This window comes from Buttiauxella noackiae ATCC 51607 (assembly GCF_001654865.1).
Classification (GTDB): Bacteria; Pseudomonadota; Gammaproteobacteria; order Enterobacterales; family Enterobacteriaceae; genus Buttiauxella; species Buttiauxella noackiae.
The window spans coordinates 18,758-43,330 of record NZ_LXEO01000015.1 but is presented as its reverse complement, the minus strand read 5'-3'; the positions used below and the strand labels follow the sequence as shown (position 1 = coordinate 43,330).

26 protein-coding genes and 2 pseudogenes are annotated in these 24,573 nt (G+C 45.6%); 16 read left to right on the top strand and 12 right to left on the bottom strand.

Going from position 1 to position 24,573, the window contains the following annotated elements; translation table 11 throughout:
* Position 1: 1 nt before the first annotated feature.
* Entirely contained in the window at positions 2–535 is a 534-nt protein-coding gene (locus M979_RS06475) for a fimbrial protein (RefSeq protein ID WP_064554179.1), read from the top strand.
* Positions 536–573: 38 nt separating this feature from the next.
* The gene (locus M979_RS06470) at positions 574–1,197 is read left to right on the top strand and encodes a helix-turn-helix transcriptional regulator (RefSeq protein WP_034455577.1); all 624 of its coding nucleotides are present in this window, start codon (positions 574–576) and stop codon (positions 1,195–1,197) included.
* Between the two features lie 84 nt (positions 1,198–1,281).
* Here M979_RS06470 and M979_RS22420 read toward each other — a convergent pair.
* Positions 1,282–1,472: pseudogene (locus M979_RS22420) on the bottom strand (hypothetical protein); the annotation flags it as partial.
* Between the two features lie 11 nt (positions 1,473–1,483).
* Between M979_RS22420 and M979_RS23595 the strand changes: the two are divergent.
* A pseudogene (locus tag M979_RS23595) lies at positions 1,484–1,582 on the top strand (metal-sensitive transcriptional regulator); the annotation flags it as partial.
* A 53-nt stretch (positions 1,583–1,635) separates the two neighbouring features.
* On the opposite strand, the gene M979_RS06465 reads toward M979_RS23595, so the two are convergent.
* Positions 1,636–2,220: a recombinase family protein gene (locus M979_RS06465; RefSeq protein WP_034455578.1), complete on the bottom strand. Its 585-nt coding sequence runs from the start codon at positions 2,218–2,220 to the stop codon at positions 1,636–1,638.
* A gap of 557 nt (positions 2,221–2,777) precedes the next feature.
* On the opposite strand from M979_RS06465, the gene M979_RS06460 reads away from it, so the two are divergent.
* The 6 genes from M979_RS06460 (at position 2,778) to brnQ (ending at position 9,928) form a co-directional block, all read left to right on the top strand.
* On the top strand, positions 2,778–3,431 hold the full coding sequence (locus M979_RS06460) for a LuxR C-terminal-related transcriptional regulator (protein ID WP_064554178.1): 654 nt from the start codon (positions 2,778–2,780) through the stop codon (positions 3,429–3,431).
* Between the two features lie 166 nt (positions 3,432–3,597).
* Positions 3,598–4,131: a fimbrial protein gene (locus tag M979_RS06455; RefSeq protein ID WP_034455580.1), complete on the top strand. Its 534-nt coding sequence runs from the start codon at positions 3,598–3,600 to the stop codon at positions 4,129–4,131.
* 43 nt (positions 4,132–4,174) lie between these two features.
* The gene (locus M979_RS06450; RefSeq protein WP_034455581.1) at positions 4,175–4,846 is read left to right on the top strand and encodes a fimbrial biogenesis chaperone; all 672 of its coding nucleotides are present in this window, start codon (positions 4,175–4,177) and stop codon (positions 4,844–4,846) included.
* A 28-nt stretch (positions 4,847–4,874) separates the two neighbouring features.
* On the top strand, positions 4,875–7,409 hold the full coding sequence (locus M979_RS06445; protein WP_064554265.1) for a fimbria/pilus outer membrane usher protein: 2,535 nt from the start codon (positions 4,875–4,877) through the stop codon (positions 7,407–7,409).
* Positions 7,410–7,417: 8 nt separating this feature from the next.
* A complete protein-coding gene (locus M979_RS06440) occupies positions 7,418–8,443 on the top strand; it encodes a fimbrial protein (RefSeq protein ID WP_209439626.1) in 1,026 nt (341 codons plus the stop codon).
* A 315-nt stretch (positions 8,444–8,758) separates the two neighbouring features.
* Positions 8,759–9,928 (top strand): branched-chain amino acid transport system II carrier protein, encoded by a 1,170-nt coding sequence (gene brnQ, locus M979_RS06435; RefSeq protein ID WP_064554177.1) that lies wholly within the window; start codon positions 8,759–8,761, stop codon positions 9,926–9,928.
* A gap of 198 nt (positions 9,929–10,126) precedes the next feature.
* Here the strand turns inward: brnQ and arsH are convergent, their stop codons facing one another.
* Positions 10,127–10,831: an arsenical resistance protein ArsH gene (gene arsH / locus M979_RS06430; RefSeq protein WP_064554176.1), complete on the bottom strand. Its 705-nt coding sequence runs from the start codon at positions 10,829–10,831 to the stop codon at positions 10,127–10,129.
* 86 nt (positions 10,832–10,917) lie between these two features.
* Here arsH and M979_RS06425 point away from each other — a divergent pair, with 86 nt between their 5' ends.
* From M979_RS06425 to arsC, 3 genes are read left to right on the top strand one after another with little or no spacing between them, the layout of a single operon-like run.
* Positions 10,918–11,238, top strand: a complete 321-nt coding sequence (locus M979_RS06425; protein WP_034455583.1) for a metalloregulator ArsR/SmtB family transcription factor — start codon at positions 10,918–10,920, stop codon at positions 11,236–11,238.
* 46 nt (positions 11,239–11,284) lie between these two features.
* Complete coding sequence (locus M979_RS06420; protein ID WP_064554175.1) at positions 11,285–12,574, top strand: arsenic transporter; 1,290 nt, start codon at positions 11,285–11,287, stop codon at positions 12,572–12,574.
* Positions 12,575–12,626: 52 nt separating this feature from the next.
* Positions 12,627–13,055, top strand: coding sequence for a glutaredoxin-dependent arsenate reductase (gene arsC, locus M979_RS06415; RefSeq protein WP_064554174.1), 429 nt, complete (start codon positions 12,627–12,629; stop codon positions 13,053–13,055).
* 123 nt (positions 13,056–13,178) lie between these two features.
* On the opposite strand, the gene M979_RS06410 is transcribed toward arsC, so the two are convergent.
* Positions 13,179–13,541 (bottom strand): VOC family protein, encoded by a 363-nt coding sequence (locus M979_RS06410; RefSeq protein WP_064554173.1) that lies wholly within the window; start codon positions 13,539–13,541, stop codon positions 13,179–13,181.
* Positions 13,542–13,655: 114 nt separating this feature from the next.
* Positions 13,656–14,126 (bottom strand): GNAT family N-acetyltransferase, encoded by a 471-nt coding sequence (locus M979_RS06405; RefSeq protein WP_064554172.1) that lies wholly within the window; start codon positions 14,124–14,126, stop codon positions 13,656–13,658.
* Between the two features lie 206 nt (positions 14,127–14,332).
* Here M979_RS06405 and M979_RS06400 point away from each other — a divergent pair, with 206 nt between their 5' ends.
* Both M979_RS06400 and M979_RS06395 read left to right on the top strand, forming a co-directional pair.
* Complete coding sequence (locus M979_RS06400; protein WP_064554171.1) at positions 14,333–15,946, top strand: ABC-F family ATP-binding cassette domain-containing protein; 1,614 nt, start codon at positions 14,333–14,335, stop codon at positions 15,944–15,946.
* A 147-nt stretch (positions 15,947–16,093) separates the two neighbouring features.
* Entirely contained in the window at positions 16,094–16,795 is a 702-nt protein-coding gene (locus M979_RS06395) for a GNAT family N-acetyltransferase (RefSeq protein ID WP_064554170.1), read from the top strand.
* A gap of 181 nt (positions 16,796–16,976) precedes the next feature.
* Here M979_RS06395 and M979_RS23740 read toward each other — a convergent pair whose 3' ends face one another.
* The 4 genes from M979_RS23740 to M979_RS06380 form a co-directional block, all read right to left on the bottom strand.
* On the bottom strand, positions 16,977–17,141 hold the full coding sequence (locus M979_RS23740; RefSeq protein WP_273213459.1) for a YnfU family zinc-binding protein: 165 nt from the start codon (positions 17,139–17,141) through the stop codon (positions 16,977–16,979).
* 202 nt (positions 17,142–17,343) lie between these two features.
* A complete protein-coding gene (locus tag M979_RS06390) occupies positions 17,344–18,510 on the bottom strand; it encodes a methyl-accepting chemotaxis protein (protein ID WP_064554169.1) in 1,167 nt (388 codons plus the stop codon).
* Positions 18,511–18,710: 200 nt separating this feature from the next.
* Positions 18,711–19,301: a lipid-binding SYLF domain-containing protein gene (locus M979_RS06385; RefSeq protein WP_064554168.1), complete on the bottom strand. Its 591-nt coding sequence runs from the start codon at positions 19,299–19,301 to the stop codon at positions 18,711–18,713.
* Positions 19,302–19,564: 263 nt separating this feature from the next.
* Positions 19,565–19,834, bottom strand: coding sequence for a hypothetical protein (locus M979_RS06380; RefSeq protein WP_034455595.1), 270 nt, complete (start codon positions 19,832–19,834; stop codon positions 19,565–19,567).
* Between the two features lie 252 nt (positions 19,835–20,086).
* On the opposite strand from M979_RS06380, the gene M979_RS06375 reads away from it, so the two are divergent.
* Positions 20,087–20,812 carry a substrate-binding domain-containing protein gene (locus tag M979_RS06375; protein WP_064554264.1) on the top strand — a complete coding sequence of 242 codons (726 nt, stop codon included), beginning with the start codon at positions 20,087–20,089 and terminating at the stop codon, positions 20,810–20,812.
* Here the strand turns inward: M979_RS06375 and M979_RS06370 are convergent.
* The 3 genes from M979_RS06370 to M979_RS06360 are packed head-to-tail and all read right to left on the bottom strand — an operon-like array spanning position 20,796 to position 23,591.
* On the bottom strand, positions 20,796–21,548 hold the full coding sequence (locus M979_RS06370) for an ABC transporter ATP-binding protein (RefSeq protein ID WP_034455596.1): 753 nt from the start codon (positions 21,546–21,548) through the stop codon (positions 20,796–20,798). The genes M979_RS06375 and M979_RS06370 overlap by 17 nt on opposite strands.
* Complete coding sequence (locus M979_RS06365; protein ID WP_034455597.1) at positions 21,545–22,549, bottom strand: FecCD family ABC transporter permease; 1,005 nt, start codon at positions 22,547–22,549, stop codon at positions 21,545–21,547. The genes M979_RS06370 and M979_RS06365 overlap by 4 nt, the downstream gene beginning before the upstream one ends.
* The gene (locus M979_RS06360) at positions 22,539–23,591 is read right to left on the bottom strand and encodes an ABC transporter substrate-binding protein (protein WP_064554167.1); all 1,053 of its coding nucleotides are present in this window, start codon (positions 23,589–23,591) and stop codon (positions 22,539–22,541) included. The genes M979_RS06365 and M979_RS06360 overlap by 11 nt, the downstream gene beginning before the upstream one ends.
* Positions 23,592–23,733: 142 nt before the next feature.
* Here M979_RS06360 and M979_RS06355 point away from each other — a divergent pair, with 142 nt between their 5' ends.
* Positions 23,734–24,525 (top strand): ABC transporter ATP-binding protein, encoded by a 792-nt coding sequence (locus M979_RS06355; protein ID WP_083963896.1) that lies wholly within the window; start codon positions 23,734–23,736, stop codon positions 24,523–24,525.
* Positions 24,526–24,573: the final 48 nt, after the last annotated feature.

The window sequence follows — 24,573 nt, the reverse complement described above, 5'->3', positions numbered from 1 at the left end:
AATGAACAGAACCAGATGGATCATCATGACATTATTTTCTGCGAATTGTTTGATGACGCTGACGAATATTTCACAGGCCGACCCGGTGAATATCAATATTACCGGTAAAATTATTGCATCAGCTTGTACCATTGATGCGGCAAATTCCAACCTTAACGTCGACTTGGGAAGTATTCCGATCAGTACGATGAACCAGGCCGGTAATACAAGCCCCTACAAGATTTTCGATTTGATACTGAAAGATTGCCCGCTTTCAACCACCTCGGTCACGGCGGCTTTTTCCGGCGAACTGGCGCCGGGCGGTAGCACCGATTACAACAATACGGGGACGGCGCAGAATATAAACGTGCAGCTAAAAGAGAGCCAGTCTGGCGGAAACGGCAGGTTTTTAGGGCCAGGAACAACGTTAACCAAAAGCGTAGCAGTCGACCATACCGCAACTTTCCATATGGGCGCCCGTGCGATTGCTTCGTCGTCAGACGTGATGCCTGGTACGGTAGTGAGTTTGTCGCAAGTGACGTTTACTTTTCAATAATCCTAAGTGTCAATATATCTGCTGTGGCTCAGGGATAAATGAATATATTAATAACAGACCCGTACGAATTCTATCGTCATGGATTACAGCATTTCTTTATCGATACCTTCTACGGGTATATTTCTGAGAATATCTTCTTTTTAACTGATTACGATCCTCTCTCTTTTTACCAGGCGGATGTGACAGTGCTTACATTATCACCAGGGGAGCATTTTATGTGTATTCCTGAACTACGAGCCAGGCAAAAAGGTATTGTGATTGGACTGGTGGATGAGTCTCTGGAGATCAATTCCATCTTGCCGCTCTGTTTTTCCGATATGATTATTATCCACCGCCGTGAATCACTTGATGAGATTAAAAATAAAATACTCTCCGCATGGCAAAAAGCCCCACAGCAAAAAATACCGTGGTGTAAGGATTTTTGCATGAGTTGCCACAGAAAAGATTTCACCCTACGTCAGGGAATGATCATGTCATTTATTTATCAGGGGATGCTCCAGTCTGAAATTGCCAAAAAATTAACGATCGCTGAGAAAACGGTATCAACACATAAATGTCTTATCATGAAGAAATTTAAGCTGCGTACCGACCGTGATTTAATACATTTCCTCAGAAAACTGGCCGACAAAAATGTATTACCTGTTTTTCCTGCGAATATTTAAGTATCAGAATAGGTTTATTGGCGTGATGAATTGGGCTGAGGGGCAGAAAATAATTGACCTGAACATGTGTTTGCTCAGGCCATATTACCTTTTGCATCGGTTATTGCAGGGCGCGATCAAACCGTGATACCCCATATAAATCCCAACCAGCGCAATTAGCATACTGGAGAAATATAGCGCCGACGCGTCAGTGTATCGAATCTGCTCCAGCGCATGGTTGCCTGGCGTACGCTATATGCTGCAGCCGCACCGACCGTCACCAATCGTGAAGCCAATGGGTTGATGCGGGCATCTGATCGATCACATTGTTCGCGAAGATAGTGAGGCAAAACGTGAGAACGACTTAGACGTAGTGCTGAAAGTTTTAGACTCTTACATCAAGTAAAGCCGCCGCCCAGCACTCTGGCTGTTGTCAATTTCGGGGCAGCTTCCCTGCCCTTAGATATCATTCACATTGACTATTGTCTGCTTCACCCGGGAGATAGTTGACCTTCCACAATTTAGCGTTTTTTGGATCTCGCTGTAACTCGCGCCAGCAAGTAACATCAGGGAAATGCGGTGATGAAGCCCTTCATTGACCGGCCTCCCGGCGGCACTTCCCGTGATGGTTCTTCTTTTCGCAAATGCGGGGTCTTTCTGAAGATAGGAAATAACATTATCCGCTAATTCCATCAGTGTATCTGTTGATGCTTTGCTCGCCAGTCGTTCCGCCGGGCTTGCAATATGCAGCCCACGAAGCGTTGCCTTTACATTCAGGGCGACGACATTCAAACCGGCATCGGTACTGTTTCTCAGCGTAACCCACTGTTGCTTTGGAAGGCGGGCTAAAAAAACGAATTTAGTGATCAGAAGAACATCGCCGGGGTTGGCCTGCGTCAGCAACTGGCGGAGACGGGTATATTCTTTGTCGTTTTCTTCGAATATATGGTCAATCCGGAAATCGAGCGTCTCGCTGGCAGCGATCAACGCACTTTTTGCCTGTTCATATTCTTCATTTATGGGTAAATAGGCGAAGATTTTCATCGGTTGTCACTGTAGCGTAGTCACAGATAGTCCCCATATTATACATATGGGACCAGACTCGGACAATCAAGGCAACACAAATAGGCCATGGTATAAGTCCTTAAAATAGCAGCTATTAACACCGTTCAACCTTTCCTCTGGGCCATGATTATACTTTTAAAGCACAAATACACAAAAATTAAAGGACCAGTCTCATTATGATTAACGCCATCAGCACTTGATATTAGCGTAATCATTTCCTCTTATAACAAGCGAATATTCAGCCATCTGATAACAATTTTATTACTTCCGGGGTTTATTTAACCAGAACTATTTTGCTGTGTTTAGCTATCAATCATTTTTGGCTGTTCTCAGGAATAATCCGTAGATTATGGATCAATCTTAACTCACCAATTAATGGTATGTTTTACATGGCTTTTTATATTGAGGAAATTATTATATTTACTTCTCAACCCGTAAATTCAGAATGTTCTGGTATTGCGCAGAATTTCTTGGTTGCTAGTTAACTCATATCGAGTAACTATTAAGTCAAGGGAGTACTATTAAGGTTCTCTGTTATGATTATAGTCGTGTCGTCGAATAGGTTCTTTTATGACGGAATAAGTGTTCTTTCTGAGCAAGCCTTGAAAAGGGCTGATAATTTTTCAAGAGTTGTCTATTCGTCGAACATCAGCCATATTGAAGAGTGTGTTTTAAGTGCGGCGAAAGCAATCATTGTTGATTATAGCCTTCCTGATTTTCAATCGCTGGTGAAGTTGATAGAGGTTAAGTATAAGAATACTGATTGCGATGTTATATTAATCGCCAGACAAGAACGCTTCTTAAACACTGCTGAAAATATTCTTATTAACACCGTATCTGATCTTGTTATTGATGTGGTAGCTGATGTAAAAAAACTAAAGTTATATCTTGAATATATCAACGCGGAAAAACACTCAAAAATCATCATTAAAAACATGGTATGGTCTGAAATTGAGAAGAAAATAAATCTTACAAAAAAAGAAGACATGATATTGCCATATATCATTTCCGGGAAAAATAACAAAGAGATATCACGGTTTATTGATATTAGTGACAAGGTCGTTAGTCAACACCGGCGTAGTATATACAGAAAATTCAATGCGCACAATTTAACAGAATTTTACAACGCATTTCAGAAAGCGACACAGATTACGCAAACCAGCGAGGAAAACACCGTTGGGTTTTGTTAAGTGAGGAGGTTATTAATCGTCAAGGAACTGACATTACATCATTTTATGGCCAGCATATTTATGCTGAAGCGCGTTATGTATTCATAATGCTTTATGCTAAACCCGCAAACTCTTATTTATTGCTCATAAACTATTTTGGGCAAAATCAAAACAGATGGAGCTGTCTATGAAAATTAAAACACTTTGTATGGCCATGGCCGTATTCACTGCAACAGCGCACTATGCCAATGCCGCGGATGGAAAACTAACTTTCCAGGGGAATATCACCAATTCATCCTGTACTATTTCTTCTGGTGAAAGCTCGACAATAACCGTACCTATGGGGTCAATTCCAAAATCTGTCTTCGAAGGGGGGAATAAGTCTGGGCCACAGGTTGGTTTCAGAATCTCACTGACGAATTGTGATGCAGGAACTTATTACTTAATCATTGATGGTGCAACCGTTGATGGAGAAGACAACATTCTGGCTCTGGACGATGCCGGCAGCGATACCACTGGTGTAGGTATTAAAATAACCGACACCAACAATAAGGCAGTAACCATTTCCAAGAAATTTGAGAGCACCGATGCTTCAATTACCATTGCTAACCAGGGTGGAGCTGGCGCGTTTCTTTTAAAAGCGAACTATCAAGCAATTGCTGATACAGTTGAACCCGGTGTTGCGAACGCCACCGCCCATTTCACCATCGTCCAGCATTAATATTTACAAGCCATGGATGGCGTAAATTAAAAATGGAATCACTATGAAAAGATATTTATTTATGTCGCTTCTTCTGTGTATGGCGCAGGCCCAAAGTGCTATACAAATTGAAAGTTCGCGTATTATTTATTCCGGCAACTCAAATTCGGCATCGGTTAAAATAAATAACATTTCAACCGAGAACTATATTGTGCAGTCCTGGTTAGATAAAGGCACTGACAAAGGCGGCGAAAAGCCACCGCTTGTAGTTACCCCTCCGCTGGTTAAACTTAAACCCGAGCAGTCAGCAATATTACGTTTTATATACTCGGGTAACGGACTGCCAGTCGACCGAGAAAGTATATTTTGGCTGAATGTACAGGAAGTGCCGCCAAAGTCGAAGCAGGAAAATGTTCTCCAGCTGGCAATTAGAACCAGGCTGAAACTTTTCTATCGCCCACCACAAGTAAAAAATACACTTGTTGATGTGGTGAAAAAAATGTCCTGGCAAATAAAAGACAATCAACTGCTCATCAAAAATGATGGTCCGTTACATATTACGCTCATCTCTGTCGCAGTAGCTGATAAAAATGGGAAAGTATCTCCGGTTAACATTCCGATGGTTTCACCATTTAGTACGCTAGTCGTTCCTGTTGCCGGGAAAACACGCGTGGTCAAAATGAATTACATCAATGATTACGGTGCCGTTGTGGCTATCCAGCCAGCAACTAAATAATTAACTGTGATTTCCAGGGAGAGGAATGATGAAAGCTGCCCATGCTGGTTATTATTTTTGCGCGCTGTTCATTTCTGCATCCTGCGACACCATGGCCGCGGAAAAATACAACACACTTTTTCTTCATGGCATCGACGCCAAATCCCTGGCTGATTTTATCAGCCATGATGATGAAGTGTTGCCCGGTGTTTACCCGGTCGCGATTTATGTCAATGATGTGCAGGTTGATAGCCAGAATGTAGAATTTTCTCGTTCACCGGATGATGATAAATTACAGCCATGCTTAACGGCAAAGCAATATCAACAATATGGCATAAAACTACCGGAGAGTAGCCTTCCCTGCTATTCACTCAGAAAAAACGTCTCTGGTGCACAGGAAGCTCTGGATATATTTCGCCATCGTCTTGATATTACTATTCCGCAGATATACACCCATCCCGTTCCCCAGGGTTATATCTCCCCTGCCCGTTACGATGACGGTATTAATGCGGCGTTTGTTAATTACAACTTCACCGCTGACAATAACAGAAGCGATATTAGCGATCAGACATATCAGTACCTTTCACTTAATAGCGGGATCAATGTTGGCGCCTGGCGTTTTCGCAATAATTCCTACTGGAACAAATCGAGCAACGGTACTGCGCGCTGGAAAAACGTCTCAAGTTGGGTAGAAACTAATATTGTACCGTGGCAGAGCCATTTGCTTATCGGGCAGGCTAGCACCCCTGGGGAGATATTCAATAGCGTGCCATTTCGCGGTGTGCAATTAAACAGTGATAACAGTATGTTACCCGATAGCCAGAACGGCTATGCCCCTACTATTCGCGGCATTGCCAACAGTAATGCGCGTGTTGAAGTACGGCAAAATACCTATCTTATTTATTCGACTAATGTCTCTCCCGGCCCTTTTGAGATAAATGATATTTATTCGGTTAACCGAAGCGGTGATTTTTATGTCACGATTATTGAAGCCGACGGCACTAAAAGCACCTTCACCGTGGCTTACACGGCCTTACCAAACCTGGTTCGTCGCGGTTTATGGAACTATCAATTAGCTGCCGGGAAATACTATAACGCTAACAACGCTTATGCTCCGGCTTTTATTCAGAGCACGGTATCCCATGGTCTGAACGACACCTTTACCTTGTATGGCGGTGTGCTGAATGCGGAAAACTACACGGCGAGCGCCCTGGGGGTTGGGACAAATCTTGGTGCCATAGGTGCATTTTCGGCGGATTTAACCTGGGCTGATACCGCGCTTGCCAGCGGTGAGCGGAAGCAAGGTAGTAGCGTGCGCTTTTTATATGCGAAATCATTTCGCGGTTCAGGGACCGATTTTCAAATCGCTGGTTATCGCTATTCAACCTCAGGTTATTACGACTTTTCAGAAGCAATTGCTGAGCATCAACGCTGGGACAATGGGTCATACAAAAATTATTACTGGGAGGAACAAGATCCCAATGATCCTGAATGGGTGGTCAGGAAACCCGAAACGTTTTACACCCCGAGTTTTAACACTAAAAAAGAACGTTTTGATTTCTCAGCAAGTCAGCATCTTGGTGAACAAACGTCCTTTTATCTAAATTTTAGTCAGCAAAATTACTGGCAAAACACCGACCATGATATGTCTGTTCAGGGTGGAATTAGCTCCAACATTGGTCGGGCCAGTTATAGTATTTATTATCAAAACAGCCGTAATCATTATTCCACTCACGATGATAGCGTCAATTTTCGCATATCCATTCCGTTCTACTTTAAAAACCAAAACAATATGACGGCATACTTTAGCGTTAATAACAGCCAATCCTCTGGCGCATCCGCGACTGCCGGGGTCAACGGCACGTTGCTTGACGATGGACGCATGAGCTATGCAGTAGAGACGACCTACGATCGGAGTTCCAAATCAACTAACAGTGCCAGTGTCGGTTATCAAGGGCAATTCGCTAATGCTTACGCTGGATACAGTTACAATAATTCCAGTCAGCAGACCAGCCTTAACCTCTCTGGCGGCCTGATCGCTCACCAGGGAGGTGTGACGTTGTCACAGCCACTCGGGGAAACATTCTCGCTGATAGAGGCCAAAAATGCCGCTGGTGTCAGTATTGAAAATCAGCCAGGTGTTGCTATCGACCGCTTTGGCTACGCCGTTTTGCCCCACACCATTCCCTGGCGGGTTAATACCGTGGCATTAAACACCGAAGATTTCGGTTCTCGCATTGATGTACCGGCCGCGGTAGCCGATACCGTTCCAACCCGTGGCGCAATTACCCGCATAACATTCGAGACCTACAAAGGTGAAAGCGTGCTTATTCACAGCAAACTTGCGGATAACAGCGTGCCTCCGCTCGGTGCTACCGTTTTCGCGGCTGATGGCCGAAACAGCGGCTTGACCGGACCCGATGGCGACATCTTTATTTCTGGCGTTTCGGGTGGAGACAAATTGCAGGTTAAATGGGGTGATGCCCCTGAAGAACAATGTCAGTTAACCCTTCCTGAACTGAACGAAGACGCAAGCCTGGCGGTTAGCGGCTATCGCGAACTCACCCTACCTTGTCGCCAGTAATCGAGGAAATGATGAAAGGATACCTACACCTGGGTCGCTGTCTGACGGCCCTGCTAATCATGATGATCATGCCGCAAACGGTTTATGCTTTGACCTGTGAAGCGTCAAATTCAGCGGTCAGCGAAACGGTGAATATTGGCCAGGTGATTAAGGCATCCAGTTCTGAGATTAAGGCGAACCAAAAAATTTGGGTGTCTTCGGTCATCAATGCCACCTTTACCTGTAGGGATACGGATAGCCACCCGCAAGGTGAAATGGCCTATTTCTGGCTTGATCCGAAAAAACAGGCTGGCACTATTCCTTCATTTATTTCAATCGGCGTGACCTACAACGGGATTGATTATCCGCTGGAGAATGGCAAGAAAGTCGAACTTGGGCCGGCGACGATTTGTAACAGGGTTGCTGGCAAATGTGTTTCCCCTGCAACACCCCAGACCTTCAACCTTGATTATCAGGTATATATAAAAGCGACCGGCAAAGCAGTGCCAGCGGGTGGGGTAATTAAAGATAACCTGAATCTATCTTTGTTCCAGGTTGATGGTGAAGGAGGACTACGCGGCGGTGATACCAATTTCAATTTATTTATTACCGGGCTAAGTAAGATAAACCTGATGGCGTGTGTTCCCACCATCGCCATAACACCTGACAAAATCGATTTTGGTTCCATGACCTCTTTTAACGCATCCCCCGGACGAGTTGAGAAAAAGTTAGGCTTTAATATTGCCTATGGACTGCAAATCAAGGGAACGGGAGTAACCTGTACAACTGAAAACTTACTCGCGACTTTCAGCACGACAAATCAGCTACAGGACAAAACTATTATTTTGCCCGCGTCGGACAGCGGGTTTGGCATTATCCTCTCAAACAATGTCACCCTGGAGCCAAGAATTGAGATGAATGCACCACAGGTGGTTACTGTTACCGCGGGCAATACGATCAATAAGGCTTACACTGCGGGGGTACTGTGGCTAAGTGCAAAACCGAAGACGGGGAATTTTTCCGCTACCGCGACGGTTACGGTGACTTTTCAATGAAGCGTGGATGATTGGCCTGATGATATTTCAGCATCCAGGCCACCATTTCGCATCTGTAAAATCACCTCAAATCCTGTTGTTAACAGATTGTAGTGATTAAAAAAGCAAACACCCGGGTTCTCATGCTGCGTGTCATAAACACGTTCAGTTAATAATTCTAAAAAAACTCCTGAAAGGATTGATTTTTAATCAGACAACAGAATAAGACAAAAAATAACGGTTAATTTAAAAATTTAATTTTACCAAATGAACAATAGAATTTATTTAATACTCAAAATAATGATTTAAGCATAATTTAATATTGGTATTAACAACATGACACAAAAAATAACACTATCACTCCCGAAAACGCTGGCGCTTGGGGGGATGACTCTCGCTCTATTTCTTGGGGCTGGGAATATTATTTTCCCGCCACTGGTTGGTATGCAAGCCGGGAGCAACACCTTTACGGCAGGATTTGGTTTTATCATCACGGCAGTATTATTCCCTGCTCTCGCCATCATATCGCTGGCCATCAATAGCGGTGATATTAATGAATTAACTCAACCATTAGGTAAACGCGTAAGTTTCATTTTTATTAGTGTCTGCTTTCTGACTCTTGGCGTTCTATTTGGTACTCCAAGGACGGCAACAATCAGCTATGAACTTATTGCTCACGGCGCAAAAGAGTCATGGGGTCAGAAAATTCTATTTTCAGTGGCATTTTTTGGCCTTGCCGGCGCAGCACTGGCTAAACCCGGAAAACTATTGGAGATAGTCGGATTTGTTCTTTCGCCTGTGAAGATAAGTGCATTAATTTTCATTGGGATTTGCGCATGGATTCATCCAATTGGCGCCATTACTTTTGCAGAAAATGCTTATCAGGAGCATGCCTTTAACACAGGTTTTATAAATGGCTATCAGACCTTAGACGTTATTAGTGCCCTGTGCTTTGGCGCGATTATTACACACACCTTGCAACAACGCGGCATTGCCTATAAAGCAGGAATTTTTAAATACTCCGCAATCGCCGCCATTATCGCCGCTGTGGGGTTGATACTGATTTATGTCTGTTACCTTTCAATGGGGGCCCACAGCCCTGCATTACATGCCACAAACGGGCTGCAGATCATCAGTACTTTTGTGGAAACCTTATTTGGTGTTTATGGTCGCATACTGCTGTCGGCGATAATTACCCTCGCCTGTCTGGTGACGGCAATCGGCCTGGTAACCGGTACTGCCCAATATTTCAGCCAAAATACTGGTGTGTCTTATGGTTTGCTGGTCGTCATTTCGCTGATTGCTTCCGCCGGTATTTCCGTGCTTGGCCTAAATTCGCTGACTGCTTTTGCTGTGCCAGTACTTTGCGCCATTTATCCAGCGGCATTAACCGTTGTGGCCCTTGGGATTATTCGCAAATGGATTGATATTCCGAGTAATTTATATGGAATCATTTTTTACAGCTCACTGCTGATAGGTATTATGAGTCTGTTTGTCCATAGCTAAGTCATATCCGACTATACGTATTTTGGATAAGCCGTAAATATAAATGGCTGGCCGATATACAGGGCCTTTATCTTCAGATTAGTGGATCTGCAGTCTCAAGGAGACTACGGATCCTTTTCACGATATTTATTCCGGTAATCATCAATTTTCCTTTAAGGTTTTAATTGCTTGCAGAGAGGTTTCGGTATTTGAAGGTGCTCATATTTTTTCCTGATTAACCCGAGCGGACAGCGACTGATGGCTTTCCTTCCTTTCGCTATAGCGGTCGGCCAGATACTCAGTATGGCCTTTCAGGATTAACGTTATTTTGAATAGTTCTTCTGCTACATCCACAATCCGGTCATACCAGGCTGAGGGTTTCATACGTCCTTCATCATCAAATTCTTGCCACGCCTTCGGTACCGATGACTGATTTGGAATGGTGAACATTCGCATCCAACGGCCAAGTATTCGCATCTGATTTACCGTATTGAATGACTGCGAACCGCCGCTAACCTGCATTACGGCCAGCGTTTTCCCTTGTGATGGACGAACAGCACCTTCGCTCAGTGGTATCCAGTCAATTTGGGCCTTCATCACTGAACTCATAGCTCCGTGTCTTTCCGGAGAACTCCACACCATTCCATCACACCACCTGACCAGTTCCCGCAATTCGCGCACTTTCTGATGGGTTTCCGGCGCATCATCAGGTAAAGGCAGGCCGGAAGGATTAAAGATTTTCACCTCAGCCCCCATTTCGCTAAGTAAACGCCCTGCTTCTTCGGCTGCAAACCGGCTGTACGACCGCTGCCGAACTGAACCGTAGAGGATTAAAATGCGCGGCATCGTTTGGGTATCGTCTTGCAGTTTGCTGGCAATCTCATCATCAAAATATTCCTGTTCGATTGCTGATAAATGCGTCATGAAATTTCCCCATCTTAAAAACTAAGCTTTAAAAGAAAACATATATGATTTAACATATGTATCATAAATTCATAGCGAGGTTCAACATGCTACAGCCTGTTCAACTTTTTAAACTGCTTGCCGATGAAACCCGTTCGACCATTGTGATGCTACTCCGAGAGTCCGGTGAGCTGTGTGTCTGCGATATCTGTGCAGTAACAGCAGAATCCCAACCCAAAATATCCCGCCACATGGCTCTGTTACGCGAAGCGGAGCTGGTCACCGATCGCCGGGAAGGAAAATGGGTACATTATCGTCTGTCACCACACATGCCAGCCTGGGCTGCGACCATTATTGAATCCGCATGGAATAGTGAGCGAGATAACATCCAGAAAAAACTCAGTGCGGCTTCATTATCCTCATGTTGATAACGAAGAAACATATTCACTTAATCAAATATGAATGGGGTTTGTAATGTTAGTGGCTAGTGCGATTTTTTTGCTCACTCTCGTTTTGGTCATCTGGCAGCCCAGAGGTCTTGGGATTGGCTGGAGCGCCATACTAGGTGCTGGCCTGGCATTACTAACAGGCGTCGTTCACCCTGGGGATATCCCGATAGTGTGGCAAATAGTCTGGAATGCGACTGCCACCTTTATCGCGGTGATAATTATCAGCCTACTGCTGGATGAATCAGGTTTCTTTGAATGGGCCGCATTGCATGTTGCACGCAGGGGCAATGGCCGGGGCCAACTACTTTTTACCTGGATTGTTTTGCTGGGTGCAATGGTGGCGGCACTGTTTGCCAATGATGGTGCCGCACTTATCCTGACTCCGATTGTCATTGCGATGCTGCTGGCGCTGGGTTTCAGCCGGGGGGCAACGTTAGCCTTTGTCATGGCCGCAGGATTTATCGCTGATGCCGCCAGTCTGCCTCTAATTGTCTCGAACCTGGTAAATATCGTTTCGGCCGATTTCTTTAATCTTGGGTTCACGCAATACGCAGCCGTGATGGTGCCGGTTAACCTTGTCGCCATTGCAGCAACGCTGGTTATATTGCACCTGTTTTTCCGTAAGGACATCCCTGCCGTTTATGATGTTTCTCTACTAAAAGAGCCGAAAGAAGCAATCCGGGATGCCCGTACTTTTAAAGCCGGTTGGCTGGTCCTACTCTTGCTATTAGTGGGATTTTTTGGTCTGGAACCACTCGGCGTACCAGTGAGTCTGGTCGCTGCCGTTGGCGCACTGATTCTGTTTGCTGTCGCAAAGATTGGTCATTCAATTAATACCGGCAAAGTACTGCGTGGTGCGCCCTGGCAGATTGTAATTTTCTCATTGGGTATGTACCTGGTGGTCTACGGTTTGCGAAATGCGGGACTGACCCACTACCTTTCCGCCCTACTCAATCAACTTGCACAGCAAGGATTGTGGGTGTCGACATTAGGAACAGGGTTCCTGGCAGCCTTCCTTTCGTCAGTTATGAACAATATGCCGACCGTTCTGATCGGGGCCCTGTCGATTGATGGCAGTGTAGCCTCGGGGGTTATCAAAGAAGCAATGGTTTACGCCAACGTTATAGGTAGCGATCTGGGGCCAAAAATCACCCCTATTGGCAGCCTGGCGACATTGTTATGGCTGCATGTTTTGTCGCAGAAAAATATCACAATTACCTGGGGGTATTACTTCCGGGTAGGCATAGCCATGACTATTCCAGTGTTGTTCATCACACTGGCGGCCTTAGCCCTGCGATTGTCAGTGGCCTTATAACTGTTGTTTAAAGTACGGCCCATTTTATGGGCCTCAGCGAGAGATCATCACGATGAGCAATGTAACTATTTATCATAATCCCGCTTGCGGAACGTCCCGCAACACATTGGAATTAATTCGCAACAGTGGCACCGAACCTACGGTTATTCTGTATCTGGAAACACCGCCAGCCCGGGATGAACTGCAAAAGTTAATTGCCGATATGGGGATCACGGTCCGTGCGTTATTACGTAAGAATGTCGAACCCTACGAACAATTAGGGTTGGCAAGTGACACCTTCAGTGACGGCCAGTTGATTGATTTCATGTTGCAGCACCCAATCCTGATTAACCGACCAATTGTCGTCACACCATTGGGTACCCTGCTATGTCGGCCTTCAGAGATGGTTCTGGAAATATTAACTGATGGGCAACGCGGCGCATTCACCAAAGAAGATGGTGAGCAGGTTGTTGATGAACAAGGTAAGAAGATCGATAAATAGCGGACAATCAACAAACTATTAGCCGCTGCAGGTTTTAATTCCTACAGCGGCCTTTTGCAGATAATACGAACATACTCATCCCTGGCTTCTTGCTGTATTTGGGCAGAAATATAACTCCCCTGTTCACCATGCTTCTGGTTCGCGAAGCATATGTACAATATTACAAGGGCTCATAACCCAACCCCCTTTAAACCCCTCAGGCAAGGGCTCTACAGCATCACAACGCACAACTCCACACTCCTTAATATGCGCTTCAGCTGATTTAAAATCAGGTGTAAACAGCTCAAGCCAGACCTCCGCCTGACTCAAACCAGGCGCTTCATCAATCCATAAACGGTTTGGGCCAAATACAAACCCGGTAGCCGGTGCTTTGTCTGTGATTTCCTTGAGCCCGATAGCATTGCGATAAAAATCAAGCGTCTGCTGGTATTGATGTGAGGGCACTTTAATCGCGATATCAATACCCCCCTTAATTTCTGCATTCATAAAACTTTCTCCTGGCTCGAAGTGGTAAATCAGAATAGTTAAAGACAGATTCTGAGGAAAAACGAGTCATTCGCTCATCTGTCAGGATAGTCGAGAGGGAGAAAATTGGGTGGGCTATAGCTCGATGGACATGTCCATGCAGCGCAAATCTGCCTGGGCAAGAGATGATGGATACAGGTTTTCTCGTAATAGAATAAAGCCATGTTTTTGATAGAAAGACTGCGCATTAGGCGTCGATGACAATGTTAATTGTTTAAACCCACGTTTACGCGCCTCGTCTTTGATCATTTCAAGAATAAGACCGGCAAATCCTTTACCAATATAATCGGGGGAGGTAAAAATAGCCTCAACACTTCCCGTAGAAAGATCGAGATAGCCTGTTGCAACAGGCCGACTGTTCTGTCCATCAATGACGAAAAATGGGTTGTTAGTGATAACCACTCTGTAATTTTCAGGCATTGCTTCAGGTGTCCATGCCGCAATTACCGCTGCGCTATAGCTACTCTGACATCCATGGCGAATAGACTGGTTTCTAATACTCCAACACTCTTCTGCCTCTTTTGGCGTTGCCAATCTCACTTTCATCGCTTCACTCCCCATTTGCGCGAATTGACCTTAATCACGCTTATTATCCGATCCTTTACTTTTTTCATACCCTATTTAAAATGTCTATCATCATTTCTTCTTTATAGGTATTCGTCCAATGCGCCATTGATGCTGCCGTCTGTCTGACGGCCAATTTACTTGTCCCGGTTTATCGGGTCAGTTGCTGGCATCTATGGAGTAGTTATATGACGAATTTTTTCATCACGCTTGAAAGCGTGTCTTTTGTATTACCTGACGGTTCACCGCTGTTCTCACAACTCAATGAATCTTTCGACTCACGCCATACCGGTATTGTGGGGCGAAACGGTGTGGGTAAAAGCGTTCTCTCGCAGATTCTGGCGGGGAAAATCCTTCCTTCATCCGGTAGATGTAACTGTTCTGGCGATGCGTATTATTTGGCACAGCAAACCCACTATCAGGCTGAAATGACCGTTGCAGAGCTTGCGAGGGTTCAATCCATTATCAGCGCACTTGAGCGCATCGAAATGGGTAGTATCTCGACGGTAGATTTTGAATTGGTTGGCCAACAATGGGATATACGCCAGCGTTTGCAAATTGAGTTAGAGCGATGCGAACTGGGGCATCTTGCAGCATCAACGCCTGTAAGTCAGTTGAGTGGTGGCGAAGCCATGCGCGTCTCACTCATAGGAGCATTGCTTTCACAGGCCGATTTTTTGATTCTTGATGAGCCCAGTAACCATCTTGATAGAGCAAACCGTCTGGCTTTGATTGCTCAGTTACAACGCTGGCCCGCCGGGCTATTGACGGTAAGTCATGATCGGGAATTACTGGAGTCAATGCAGCGGATTGTTGAACTTTCCTCCATCGGCTTGAACAGTTATGGCGGTAATTACTCGTTTTACGCTCAGCAAAAAGCACAAGAAACACAAAGCGCCCTTCACCTACTGGAACAGCGAAAACGTGAGCGCCAGCGCGAACAGAAAAACCTTCAGGATCAGAAGGAACGTTTTCAGAAACGGCAATCACGCGGTCATCGCCAGGGCCGAGAAGCCAATCAGGCTAAAATTTTGCTGGGAGGACAAAAGCAACGCAGCGAGACGTCGGCCGGGAAATTAAACCAGCTTCACATTGCCGCTCAGGAATTACTTGATAAGCGTGTGCGTGAAGCTGCAGCTCGCGTAGAAGAGAATGCTGAAATCATTGTGCATTCGCTGGCCGTGAACTCTCCATCAAGACGACTGGTTGCAGAGCTCAACCAGCTACAACTGCCCTTCGTGACAGCCTTTTCTTCTCCATTGAACCTGTCGATATACACCGAGCAACGCATCGGTATCGTTGGGCGTAACGGCTGCGGAAAATCGACACTATTAAACGTACTGTCAGGCAAACTTCAGCCATTAAGCGGTGTTATCCGTATCCCACTTGGGCATACCTTGCTTAATCAACATTTCGACAATCTGGATCCGCAACGCTCAGTTCTCGACCAAATACGTGAAGCCAACCGCAGTGCCGCTGAGGCTGATTTACGTATGCGGCTTGCGCAGTTGGGCCTGGATGCTGGCAAAATCCAGATTGCCAGCGGATGTCTAAGTGGTGGTGAGCGCCTTAAAGCAGCGTTAGCCTGTGTGTTGTACGCTGACCCCGTACCACAACTATTGCTGCTCGATGAACCCAGCAACCACCTCGATTTACCTTCTATTCAGGCACTGGAAACAATGCTGCGGACTTATCAGGGTGCTCTGGTGGTTGTTTCGCACGATGAGACGTTCCTAAAGAACCTGAATTTAACGGAACGCTTATCTATCACCGAGGGGCATTTGCAACTTCAGGCATGCTAAAAGTGAAAGAGTTTTTCGGGTAAAGTGAAAGGCTATCAGCATGGTATCTCACTTCTAACGCTTGATTCGGCTTCATGATTTAATACGCTCTTTACTGTTACAACAATGGCTATCGCGCACATTTGCAAAATAGAAGGTGAATGATCGTTGAATACAAATAAATATGGTCAGCCCGTTGGTTTTCCGCTTTCCGACTGGCAACCTGCGCCCTTTCCAACCCGCACCCCAATCAGTGGCCATCACTGTAACCTTTTACCTCTTGAAATCAGCCATTGTGATGATCTTCTCGAGGAATTTTCACGGGCTCCTGATGATAGAGACTGGACATGGCTTGGCGCTGAGCGGCCTGGCTGTTTACAGGAAATGCAGCTTTGGGTTGAGAATAAAATTAATGATCCCGGGCTGGTTGCATGGGCCGTGGCGGAAATTAACAGTGGTCTTGCGGTTGGTGTCGTCTGCTTTAGCAATATTGATGTTGTTAACGGTGCGCTAGAAATAGGACATGTCACCTGGTCTCCCAAAATGCAACGAACCGCCATGGGCACAGAAGCCATATTTTTGTTGCTGAAAAAAGCATTTTCTCTGGGCTATCGCCGCGTGGCATGGCGCTGTGACTCACTGAATCTGGCCTCCAGAAATGCCGCAGAAAGATTGGGATTCACATTTGAAGGACGTTTTCGCCAGGCTATGACACGCAAACAACGTAACCGCGATACGGACTGGTTATCTATTATCGATATTGAATGGCCAATAGTGGAAAGCTCACTATCAGGCTGGCTTTCGCCGGGCAATTTCACAACCAGCGGAGAGCAAAAGCGCAAGCTGAAAAGTTTTCGAAGTAACCAGTGACGTTTTCAATGCTGATGAGCAAAGGAGTGCTTCGTTGGTAAGCGAAATATGAATGTTCAGGAGAGATTACAGCCGTTTTTATCGCCATTACGTGCGCTGATTTATAGGCTCAGCGCACGTTCTTGCCACAGAGAATATGAAGATGAGTGGCGTCAGTGGTGATTCTCTGTGGGCAACAGTATTAGCGAGGAACAACAAACAGTGATTTGCATTTTGGGCAGAGCAATGTTTGCCCCTGGCGAATTTTGCTGGCGGGAAAAGAGGCTTTATTTCCGCAGATTGGACATGTCACAGTGCCATTTGTGGCGTTACTAAAGCGCTTCATTGCATAATCGAATATTGACATGATGATTAGCCTTTCAATGAATGAGGTTCATCGTATCACGCCCTGAGCAAATAGCGCACAAGTTATCCGGCAGACAATTGAATCTTAAATTAATAAAAATAACTGCAACCGGATAAATGCAAATTTACGATTAAAAACTGCACCTTAGTACGTTGAATATCCAACAGTTGGGGTGCAATTCAGGCTGTTTAATTATGGCCATTCAAAATGTCTGCCAGTGACCTTCTGGTGGCTGTTTTTTCTGCTTCGTTGGGACGATGAGCGCAGAGACAGGCATCGTCATTTTGTCTTCATCATTCAAGCGTAAATTATTTGTTCTTTTTTGAAGCTCTACGACCTGGTTTTTTAGAACATCGGAAGATTCTGCAAGCTCCACAACGACTGCAGCATTACTCAGAGTGACCTTTTCCAGCTCGGATAACGCAATGGTAATTTGTTGAATACCTTTTTCCTGTTCATTGGTCGATAAAAAAATATGCTCCATCAGCATATTAAGATCGTCTGATCCTGAAACAATGTCGTGCATATTTTTTTCTGCTTCAGAGACAAGTTTTGCACCTTGCATGACATTGGTATTTGTTTTTTCAATCAGTGCTTTTATGTTTTTTGCAGACTCAGAACTTTTTTGAGCTAACACCCGGACTTCACCCGCAACCACGGCAAATCCTTTGCCATGTTCACCCGCTCTCGCAGCTTCAACCGCTGCATTCAGTGCCAGGATATTCGTCTGAAACGCTATCCCATCGATTATGCTAATAATTTCGGTCATTTTCTTTGAACAGTCAGTAATTGATACCATGTTCTCAGTGAGTTTATGCATCAACTGGCTCCCATGACCTGCGGATTTATGGGCTTCATTGGTGATGTCATTTAACTGCCGGGTGTTTTCTGCATTGCTCTTTGTTCCCGCCGAAATCTCTTCCATACTTGATGCTGTTTGCATCAGCATGGCCGATTGCTGTTCAGTTTTGACTGAGAGTTCCGCACTTTGGTTAGCCAGAGTCCCGGATAGAATGCTTGCTGAATTGGATGATTTTCTTATATCCATGACCAGACTGGATATTTCTTTTGCGAGGCTATTTATCCCTGGAATCAATTTACCCGCACAGTTATTGCCAAACTCGCGAATAGAAATTGATAAATTCCCTGCGTTGATTTCATCTATATTTCTTTTAACCTCGTTAATAGGCCTCACAAGATATTTAGTCATGTAGAACCATAAGGTTGAGATCAATACGACTCCAACGACGTTCAACATCAGGATGACATTCACGTTTGCTACCAAAAGGAAGGCCATCAGATCAATGAAGACAAAAGAGGCAGATATAAAAACAAGGATAACGGTTCTTACGCTGTAGTTGTTAAGCATACCTAACCCTATAACATGTTTTGCTGGTTCTTTATTTATTGTCGGTATTGATGAAAAAGCCAGTGCATAATAGAAATTGAAGCTATGTATTGCCATAAGCAAATGAAAGAGTTTTTTACACTTCTTTACCCTTCTGCTTTTCACCCTGGAAAATTACCCGATAAAAAAAACGGCACCATCGTGCCGTTAGTTTCTCTGCATTATTTACTGTTCAGAGCATCATCTGGCCAGTATTTGTAACCATTAACCATGGCTTGTGCGGCAAGGCCTTTTTCGGTCAGTTCGTATACACCCACGGGTTTAGGCACTGCAACATTGGTCGGAGCAACCGCACTTGCCGAAGCCCCCAATGCAGGCAAACCTTTGTCATCATATTTAGCCGCGGCATTTGCATCAGCACCAACAATATAGCCATTCTTAATAAAATCGCTCAGCGCTTTGCGGTCCTTAAACACCAGTACGGTTCGCTGTTGCTTCACCCCCATCCCCAATCCTGCCCCGGCCTGTGCCATCTTCATATAGGTGTCTTTCCCTGACTTAAGGTCTTTCACGACACCATAGCCACTGCCAAATCCAAATAACAAAATTTTGCTGCTGTTATTGGAGAACACCGCATACCCTTTTGACTTCAGAATCTCACTGCGGGCTTCAGGATGGACCTTATAGAGTTTTATCAGCGTATCAATTCGCATCTGCTGAATGGCACTCCGTTGCTGGCTAGCCGTATCGCCCTTTGCGCTACAGCCTGCGATGGCTAAAGCGGCAATGAGAATGATTCTTTTATACTTCATATATATCCTGACTCAAAAAAATAGCCGGCAAACTGAACAAAATCTGTTGCCAAATACTAAAAATATGAATGAGGATTTTATGTTTCAGCCGTGTTGCATGTTATTTAATTTGTGCTGATTTTTATTTTCTTTGTTTAATTTTATACAAGATTTAACTGGAAATAATTTTGATATTAAGATCAAGGCGATGTGCACAATAATCAGCCACATAGTGTGGCATTCAATTTTAATCTAATAAATCCCACACAATATGGGTATTCGTTTCAGCGGAATATAAAAACCAGTATAAATATAGCAAGAGGGAATAATGCCAGGAAAAGATAACTCCCAGAAAATTGACTTAACGAATCAAGACTTTCCCGCGAGTTTTCGTTAAGCTTTTTGATAGCCTCTTGCTTACTATTTGCATCAAATTCCAGTTGGTACTTCTTATACCCTTCTTGTTTTAGCTGCTGGACACTACTCTTAGAAAGCTCACTTTTAACAAACACTTTGGTTGCGCTACCCTTGACATAAAAAACGTATTTTTCCATTTCAGACTCCCCTGAGAAGTTGAATACGAACTCATCATTATTATTAACTAAATAGCAAGTCATACTATGCTAGTTTTAGTTTGAAAAAGGTTAACCATGTCAAAGTAGTGGTTAAATTCTAGCATGGGACTTAATAACATTATGGTGCCCACGATCTACCCATTTGATTGGCTACAACCTTCAGTTAGGAATTAATAAACAGTATTATTAGCCGGTGTATTCTCCATGACTCTTAAGGTTCAAAATCAACCAATGAGATCTCCTTTACCTTTGCTTGCTGCGGGCAGTTTACGACTGGCTTTAACCCCGCTACTTAACCATTTTACCCAACTCACAGGAATTGAGGTTGCAGCACAATATGGCCCGGCAGGATTGTTGAGAGAGCGTATTGAGGCGGGTGAGCCCTGCGCCCTTTTCGCTTCCGCCAACCGGGAGCATCCTCAGCATTTACTGACGGCAGGGAAAGCGACTGAAACCCATACTTTTACCTGGAATCAACTGGTGTTAACTACGCTAAAAAGTGGTGAATGGCTGGATTTGCTCGCTGATCCCACGCTACGGATTGGCACTTCCACACCGGGATGCGACCCGTCTGGCGATTACACCTGGGCACTGTTTGATAAACTCGAGCTACTTCAGCCGGGTCTTGGGCAACAACTGCGTCAGCGCGCAATTCCGCTGGTTGGTGGACGTGATACGCTCAGCATCCCGCCGGGAGAACTGGCTAGCGCCTGGATTTTGCACCAGGGCTTCGCCGATGTGTTTATCGGCTACGCGCATTACGGCAAAGCACTGGCCAGGCACACGGATATCCGTTGCGTAGCGATTGCGCCTGAACACAATATTCAGTGCGAATATCAGTTGGCTGTGCTTGAGAATTCCGCAGAAGTAATGGCGCTGGTTGAATTTATTCTTAGCCCTGACGGACAAAGGTTTCTGACTAGCGCGGGTTTTTTACCGCTTACTTCTCAATCGTAAAGAGTGGCGCAACAAACGGGGTGGCATAGTTGTCCATCCTGATTTTCCGCAACGTTAAACCGTAGGCTTGATACATATTCTCTTCAGTAACGATGGTGTCTGTTGTGCCAGCCAACCATTTTCCACCAGGCAAAAGTAACAACGTATGCGTTGCAACCTGTAATGCATGAACCGGATCATGGGTGGTAAAAACGATGCCGCGATGCTGCCGGTGAGCCAGATCGCTAATCAGTTGCAACACCACCTGTTGGTTGGCTAAATCCAGTGCTGAACAAGGTTCATCCAACAATAATATTTGGCTGGCAGTCACTAGCGCACGAGCAATCATCACTAATTGCTGTTGCCCGCCAGAAAGTGAAGTAAAAGGCGTTGAAACTAACTGAGCTATATTTAACTGCTCCAGCGCCTCGATAACTTTCTGCTTGTCCTCACTGCCCGGTTGTGAAAATAGTTTCACATGCTGCGCCCTTCCCATCAGCACCACATCGCTTACTGAGTACGGAAAGGGCAAGTGCGAATGTTGCGCCACAATGCCAATTCCCCCCTCATTCTCTATATTCCCTGCGAGGGGTTTTAATGTACCGGTCAAAGTGTCAAGCAACGTGCTTTTCCCCAAACCGTTGCGTCCGAGAACAGCCCAGACTTCCCCTTGCTGGCAATGGAAACTGAGTGGTTCAAACAATGGCGTTTTGTGTCCATACAATAGTTGCTGAACACGTAATTCACCCGTTTTCATCGACGGCCTCTGCGGCTTGAGTGTATTAGCAAAAAGGTAAACAGCGGTGCACCCAATAAAGCGGTGATGATTCCCAGTGGAATTTCGGCTTGCATTAACGTGCGGGCAATATCATCGACGACAATCATAAAACCGCCCCCCATCCAGAATGCGGTAGGGAGCAAGCGGCGATGGTCAACTCCCACGAGAAGACGCGCCAGATGAGGAATGACTAATCCTACCCACGCGATACTGCCACTGACAGCAACCTGTGCTGCGACTAAAAATGCACAGCAAACCAATACGCTGCGTCGCAGAGGCACCACGGAAACACCCAATGCCTGCGCCTCTTTATCGTTAAGTGACAATAAGTTAATGCGCCAACGCAGTTGGAACAAAATCGCACCAGAAATTATGACCGGAACAGCCAGCATCAAAACTTTATGCCAGTTGGCGGTTGCGAAACTCCCCAATAACCAGAAGACAATGTTAGGTAACACTTCTTCTGTATCAGCCTGGTATTGAATAAGGCTTACCAGGGCGGCAAAAAAACCGCTCAGGATGATGCCGGAGAGAATCAGCACCAACGCGTTTTCTCGCCCCTGCAAAGCGGCAATCGCATAAACCAGAATCAATGCGCTCAGGCCGAAGAAAAATGTCGACCCCATCATCAATAATGGGTCAAGCCCCAGCAGTATCGCCAGTGTGCCGCCAAAAGCAGAGCCGGAAGTCACGCCGATAATATGTGGATCAACCAGCGGATTATGGAAAACCCCTTGCAGGGTTGCGCCGCATAATCCCAGTGCACCACCGGCAAGCAAGGCCATCAGAATACGCGGTAGCCTTACCGTCCAGATGACCTGGTTGGCAATGCCTTGCGTGTCGGAGAAATGAGTTAGCTGATGGAGAACTTCACTTAGCGTAAGTGAATATTGACCTAAGCAAAGTGAAGCAACTCCCAGCAACAGCACTGAGAGAATCAGTACCAGTTGCTGGGGAATAAATGACTCACTACTTAGCATCGGGCTGCCAGTTCACACGATAAAATTTCTGGTAATAATCTTGTACCTGGGCATCAACATCGATGTTTTTATAAACATCCGGGTAGAGTTTTTTCGCCATCCACAACTCACCAATCGCCAGGGCTTCCGGCATTGGGTAACCCCAGGCTTTAGCATATTCAGGCATTAACCAGACACGGTGGTTTTTCACAGCATCGATCCCCTGCCAGTTCGGGTCGTTCAGGATTTCAGACACCACCTGCGGATAGCGGTCCTGCACGAAGATAACTTGTGGGTTCCACTGTAACACCTGCTCCAAAGAAACCTGGCGCGCACCTTTGACACTGGCCGCAGCGACGTTCAGCGCACCTGCGTGCTTCATCATAAGCCCGGTGTATTTGCCTGAGCCATAAGTCATCAAATCAGGGTTCGCCATGTAGACACGCACTTTCTGTGCATCCGGAATATTCGCAACCGGTGCGTTAAATTTCTCACGTGCCGCAAAGGTATACTTGATGAGTGCTTCACCCTGAGGTTTGCGCCCTACCACATCAGCAATTAAGCGGATGCCTTGTTTTAGCCCTTCGTTGTAGGCCAGCTCTTCATCCGCCATCGTCGGATTCATTTTATCCTGCTGCCCCTCAGTATCCTTTCTCAAAGAGACTGCCACGACAGGGATTCCAGCATTCTGAATCTGCTCAATCATCTCAGCGGGTGCATAGTTGGCGACGAATACCACCTGCGGGTGAATGGCCAGCAAGCTTTCGATATTTACCGCGGTGAGATCACCTGGAGTAGGCAGTGAGTTAATCTCAGGCATAAAGCGTGAAAACTCAGGGCCAAGCTGTTTTTTCCAGCTGGTCATCACACCGGCTATTTCATTTTGAGCATTAAGCTGAACCAATAGATTTAAGGTCTGATGCTGTAACACCACCACTTTTTCAACATGGTCAGGAATAGTAACCTGGCGACCAAGTTGGTCAGTGATGATTCTGTCTGCCTGAGCGTTTAATGCGAAAAATGCACTGGCGAGAACCAGCGCGATATTACGAAGGATTAACATAATTGCCATCTGGGAAGGAGTAAATTCGATGTATATTTAATTATATAACGTAGTCGATGGCAACTGATTATCGATCCTTACTGCTTGCCCGGCAAAACATGGCTGCTATCCTAAGCGCCATTTTCAGCTAATGACATTGCCGATGAACGCGCCTGAAAGCCTGCTATCTGTTCGTGACCTCACCCACTTCTTTGCCGGTAAAACACCACAGGTGAATGCGGTGTCATTTGATATTTATCCCGGTGAGTTTGTTTCGATAATAGGTCCAAATGGTAGCGGGAAATCGACTGTTTTACGGCTTATCATCAGTGAACTGATACCCGCCAGCGGTGAGGTTGTGATTCAGGGTAAAGCGTTACGCACCATGAAACCCATTGAACGCGCGCGCTCCGTCGCGCTACTGACCCAACATGACAATGCCGATTTACGTCTGACAGTGAGCGAATATGTGGCATTGGGACGCATCCCCTGGCAGGCCGAATACCCAAACGTTGAACATGAAAAAGCCATCACTGAGGCGATTAACGATGTTGGCATCACACACCTGCAACAGGTCTCTTTGGGAAAATTATCCGGCGGTGAGCGCCAGCGTGCAGGCTTAGCCCGTGTTCTGGCACAACAACCGGCTTTGCTGTTGTTGGATGAACCAACAAATCATCTCGATCCACTCGCCCGCCATCAGCTGCTCAGTCTCGTCAGGCACAAGAACATCACTACCATTGCTGTGTTGCATGATCTTGAATTGATTCAACCTTTCTCAGACCAGGTTCTGATGATGAACCAGGGGCAACTGGTTTGCCGTGGCACGCCGGCGCAGGTTCTGGACTCGCCCTGGCTTGCCAGGATATTCGGTATGCAAAGCCTGCACGTCACACATCCAAACAGTGGCAAAACACTGCGCATCTTCGAAGCCCTGCCATCACAATTTGATTGAAATACAAATAACTAAGTATTGTTTGATCTGACCAGACCTATTCACCCC

Excerpts from the sequence above, each read along its gene's own strand:
- arsH (WP_064554176.1), bottom strand. The coding sequence starts at position 10,831 with ATGACGCATTTATCAGCAATCGAACAGGAATATTTTGATGATGAGATT.
- M979_RS06445 (WP_064554265.1), top strand. The coding sequence starts at position 4,875 with ATGAAAGCTGCCCATGCTGGTTATTATTTTTGCGCGCTGTTCATTTCT.
- M979_RS06400 (WP_064554171.1), top strand. The coding sequence starts at position 14,333 with ATGACGAATTTTTTCATCACGCTTGAAAGCGTGTCTTTTGTATTACCT.
- M979_RS06355 (WP_083963896.1), top strand. The coding sequence starts at position 23,734 with ATGAACGCGCCTGAAAGCCTGCTATCTGTTCGTGACCTCACCCACTTC.
- M979_RS06460 (WP_064554178.1), top strand. The coding sequence starts at position 2,778 with ATGATTATAGTCGTGTCGTCGAATAGGTTCTTTTATGACGGAATAAGT.
- M979_RS06380 (WP_034455595.1), bottom strand. The coding sequence starts at position 19,834 with ATGGAAAAATACGTTTTTTATGTCAAGGGTAGCGCAACCAAAGTGTTT.
- M979_RS06390 (WP_064554169.1), bottom strand. The coding sequence starts at position 18,510 with ATGCTTAACAACTACAGCGTAAGAACCGTTATCCTTGTTTTTATATCT.
- M979_RS06450 (WP_034455581.1), top strand. The coding sequence starts at position 4,175 with ATGAAAAGATATTTATTTATGTCGCTTCTTCTGTGTATGGCGCAGGCC.
- M979_RS06410 (WP_064554173.1), bottom strand. The coding sequence starts at position 13,541 with ATGAATGCAGAAATTAAGGGGGGTATTGATATCGCGATTAAAGTGCCC.
- M979_RS06365 (WP_034455597.1), bottom strand. The coding sequence starts at position 22,549 with ATGCTAAGTAGTGAGTCATTTATTCCCCAGCAACTGGTACTGATTCTC.
- M979_RS06440 (WP_209439626.1), top strand. The coding sequence starts at position 7,418 with ATGATGAAAGGATACCTACACCTGGGTCGCTGTCTGACGGCCCTGCTA.
- M979_RS06420 (WP_064554175.1), top strand. The coding sequence starts at position 11,285 with ATGTTAGTGGCTAGTGCGATTTTTTTGCTCACTCTCGTTTTGGTCATC.
- brnQ (WP_064554177.1), top strand. The coding sequence starts at position 8,759 with ATGACACAAAAAATAACACTATCACTCCCGAAAACGCTGGCGCTTGGG.
- M979_RS06370 (WP_034455596.1), bottom strand. The coding sequence starts at position 21,548 with ATGAAAACGGGTGAATTACGTGTTCAGCAACTATTGTATGGACACAAA.
- M979_RS06375 (WP_064554264.1), top strand. The coding sequence starts at position 20,087 with ATGAGATCTCCTTTACCTTTGCTTGCTGCGGGCAGTTTACGACTGGCT.
- M979_RS06470 (WP_034455577.1), top strand. The coding sequence starts at position 574 with ATGAATATATTAATAACAGACCCGTACGAATTCTATCGTCATGGATTA.
- M979_RS06425 (WP_034455583.1), top strand. The coding sequence starts at position 10,918 with ATGCTACAGCCTGTTCAACTTTTTAAACTGCTTGCCGATGAAACCCGT.
- M979_RS06465 (WP_034455578.1), bottom strand. The coding sequence starts at position 2,220 with ATGAAAATCTTCGCCTATTTACCCATAAATGAAGAATATGAACAGGCA.
- M979_RS06475 (WP_064554179.1), top strand. The coding sequence starts at position 2 with ATGAACAGAACCAGATGGATCATCATGACATTATTTTCTGCGAATTGT.
- M979_RS06405 (WP_064554172.1), bottom strand. The coding sequence starts at position 14,126 with ATGAAAGTGAGATTGGCAACGCCAAAAGAGGCAGAAGAGTGTTGGAGT.
- M979_RS06455 (WP_034455580.1), top strand. The coding sequence starts at position 3,598 with ATGAAAATTAAAACACTTTGTATGGCCATGGCCGTATTCACTGCAACA.
- M979_RS06360 (WP_064554167.1), bottom strand. The coding sequence starts at position 23,591 with ATGTTAATCCTTCGTAATATCGCGCTGGTTCTCGCCAGTGCATTTTTC.
- M979_RS23740 (WP_273213459.1), bottom strand. The coding sequence starts at position 17,141 with ATGTCAATATTCGATTATGCAATGAAGCGCTTTAGTAACGCCACAAAT.
- M979_RS06385 (WP_064554168.1), bottom strand. The coding sequence starts at position 19,301 with ATGAAGTATAAAAGAATCATTCTCATTGCCGCTTTAGCCATCGCAGGC.
- arsC (WP_064554174.1), top strand. The coding sequence starts at position 12,627 with ATGAGCAATGTAACTATTTATCATAATCCCGCTTGCGGAACGTCCCGC.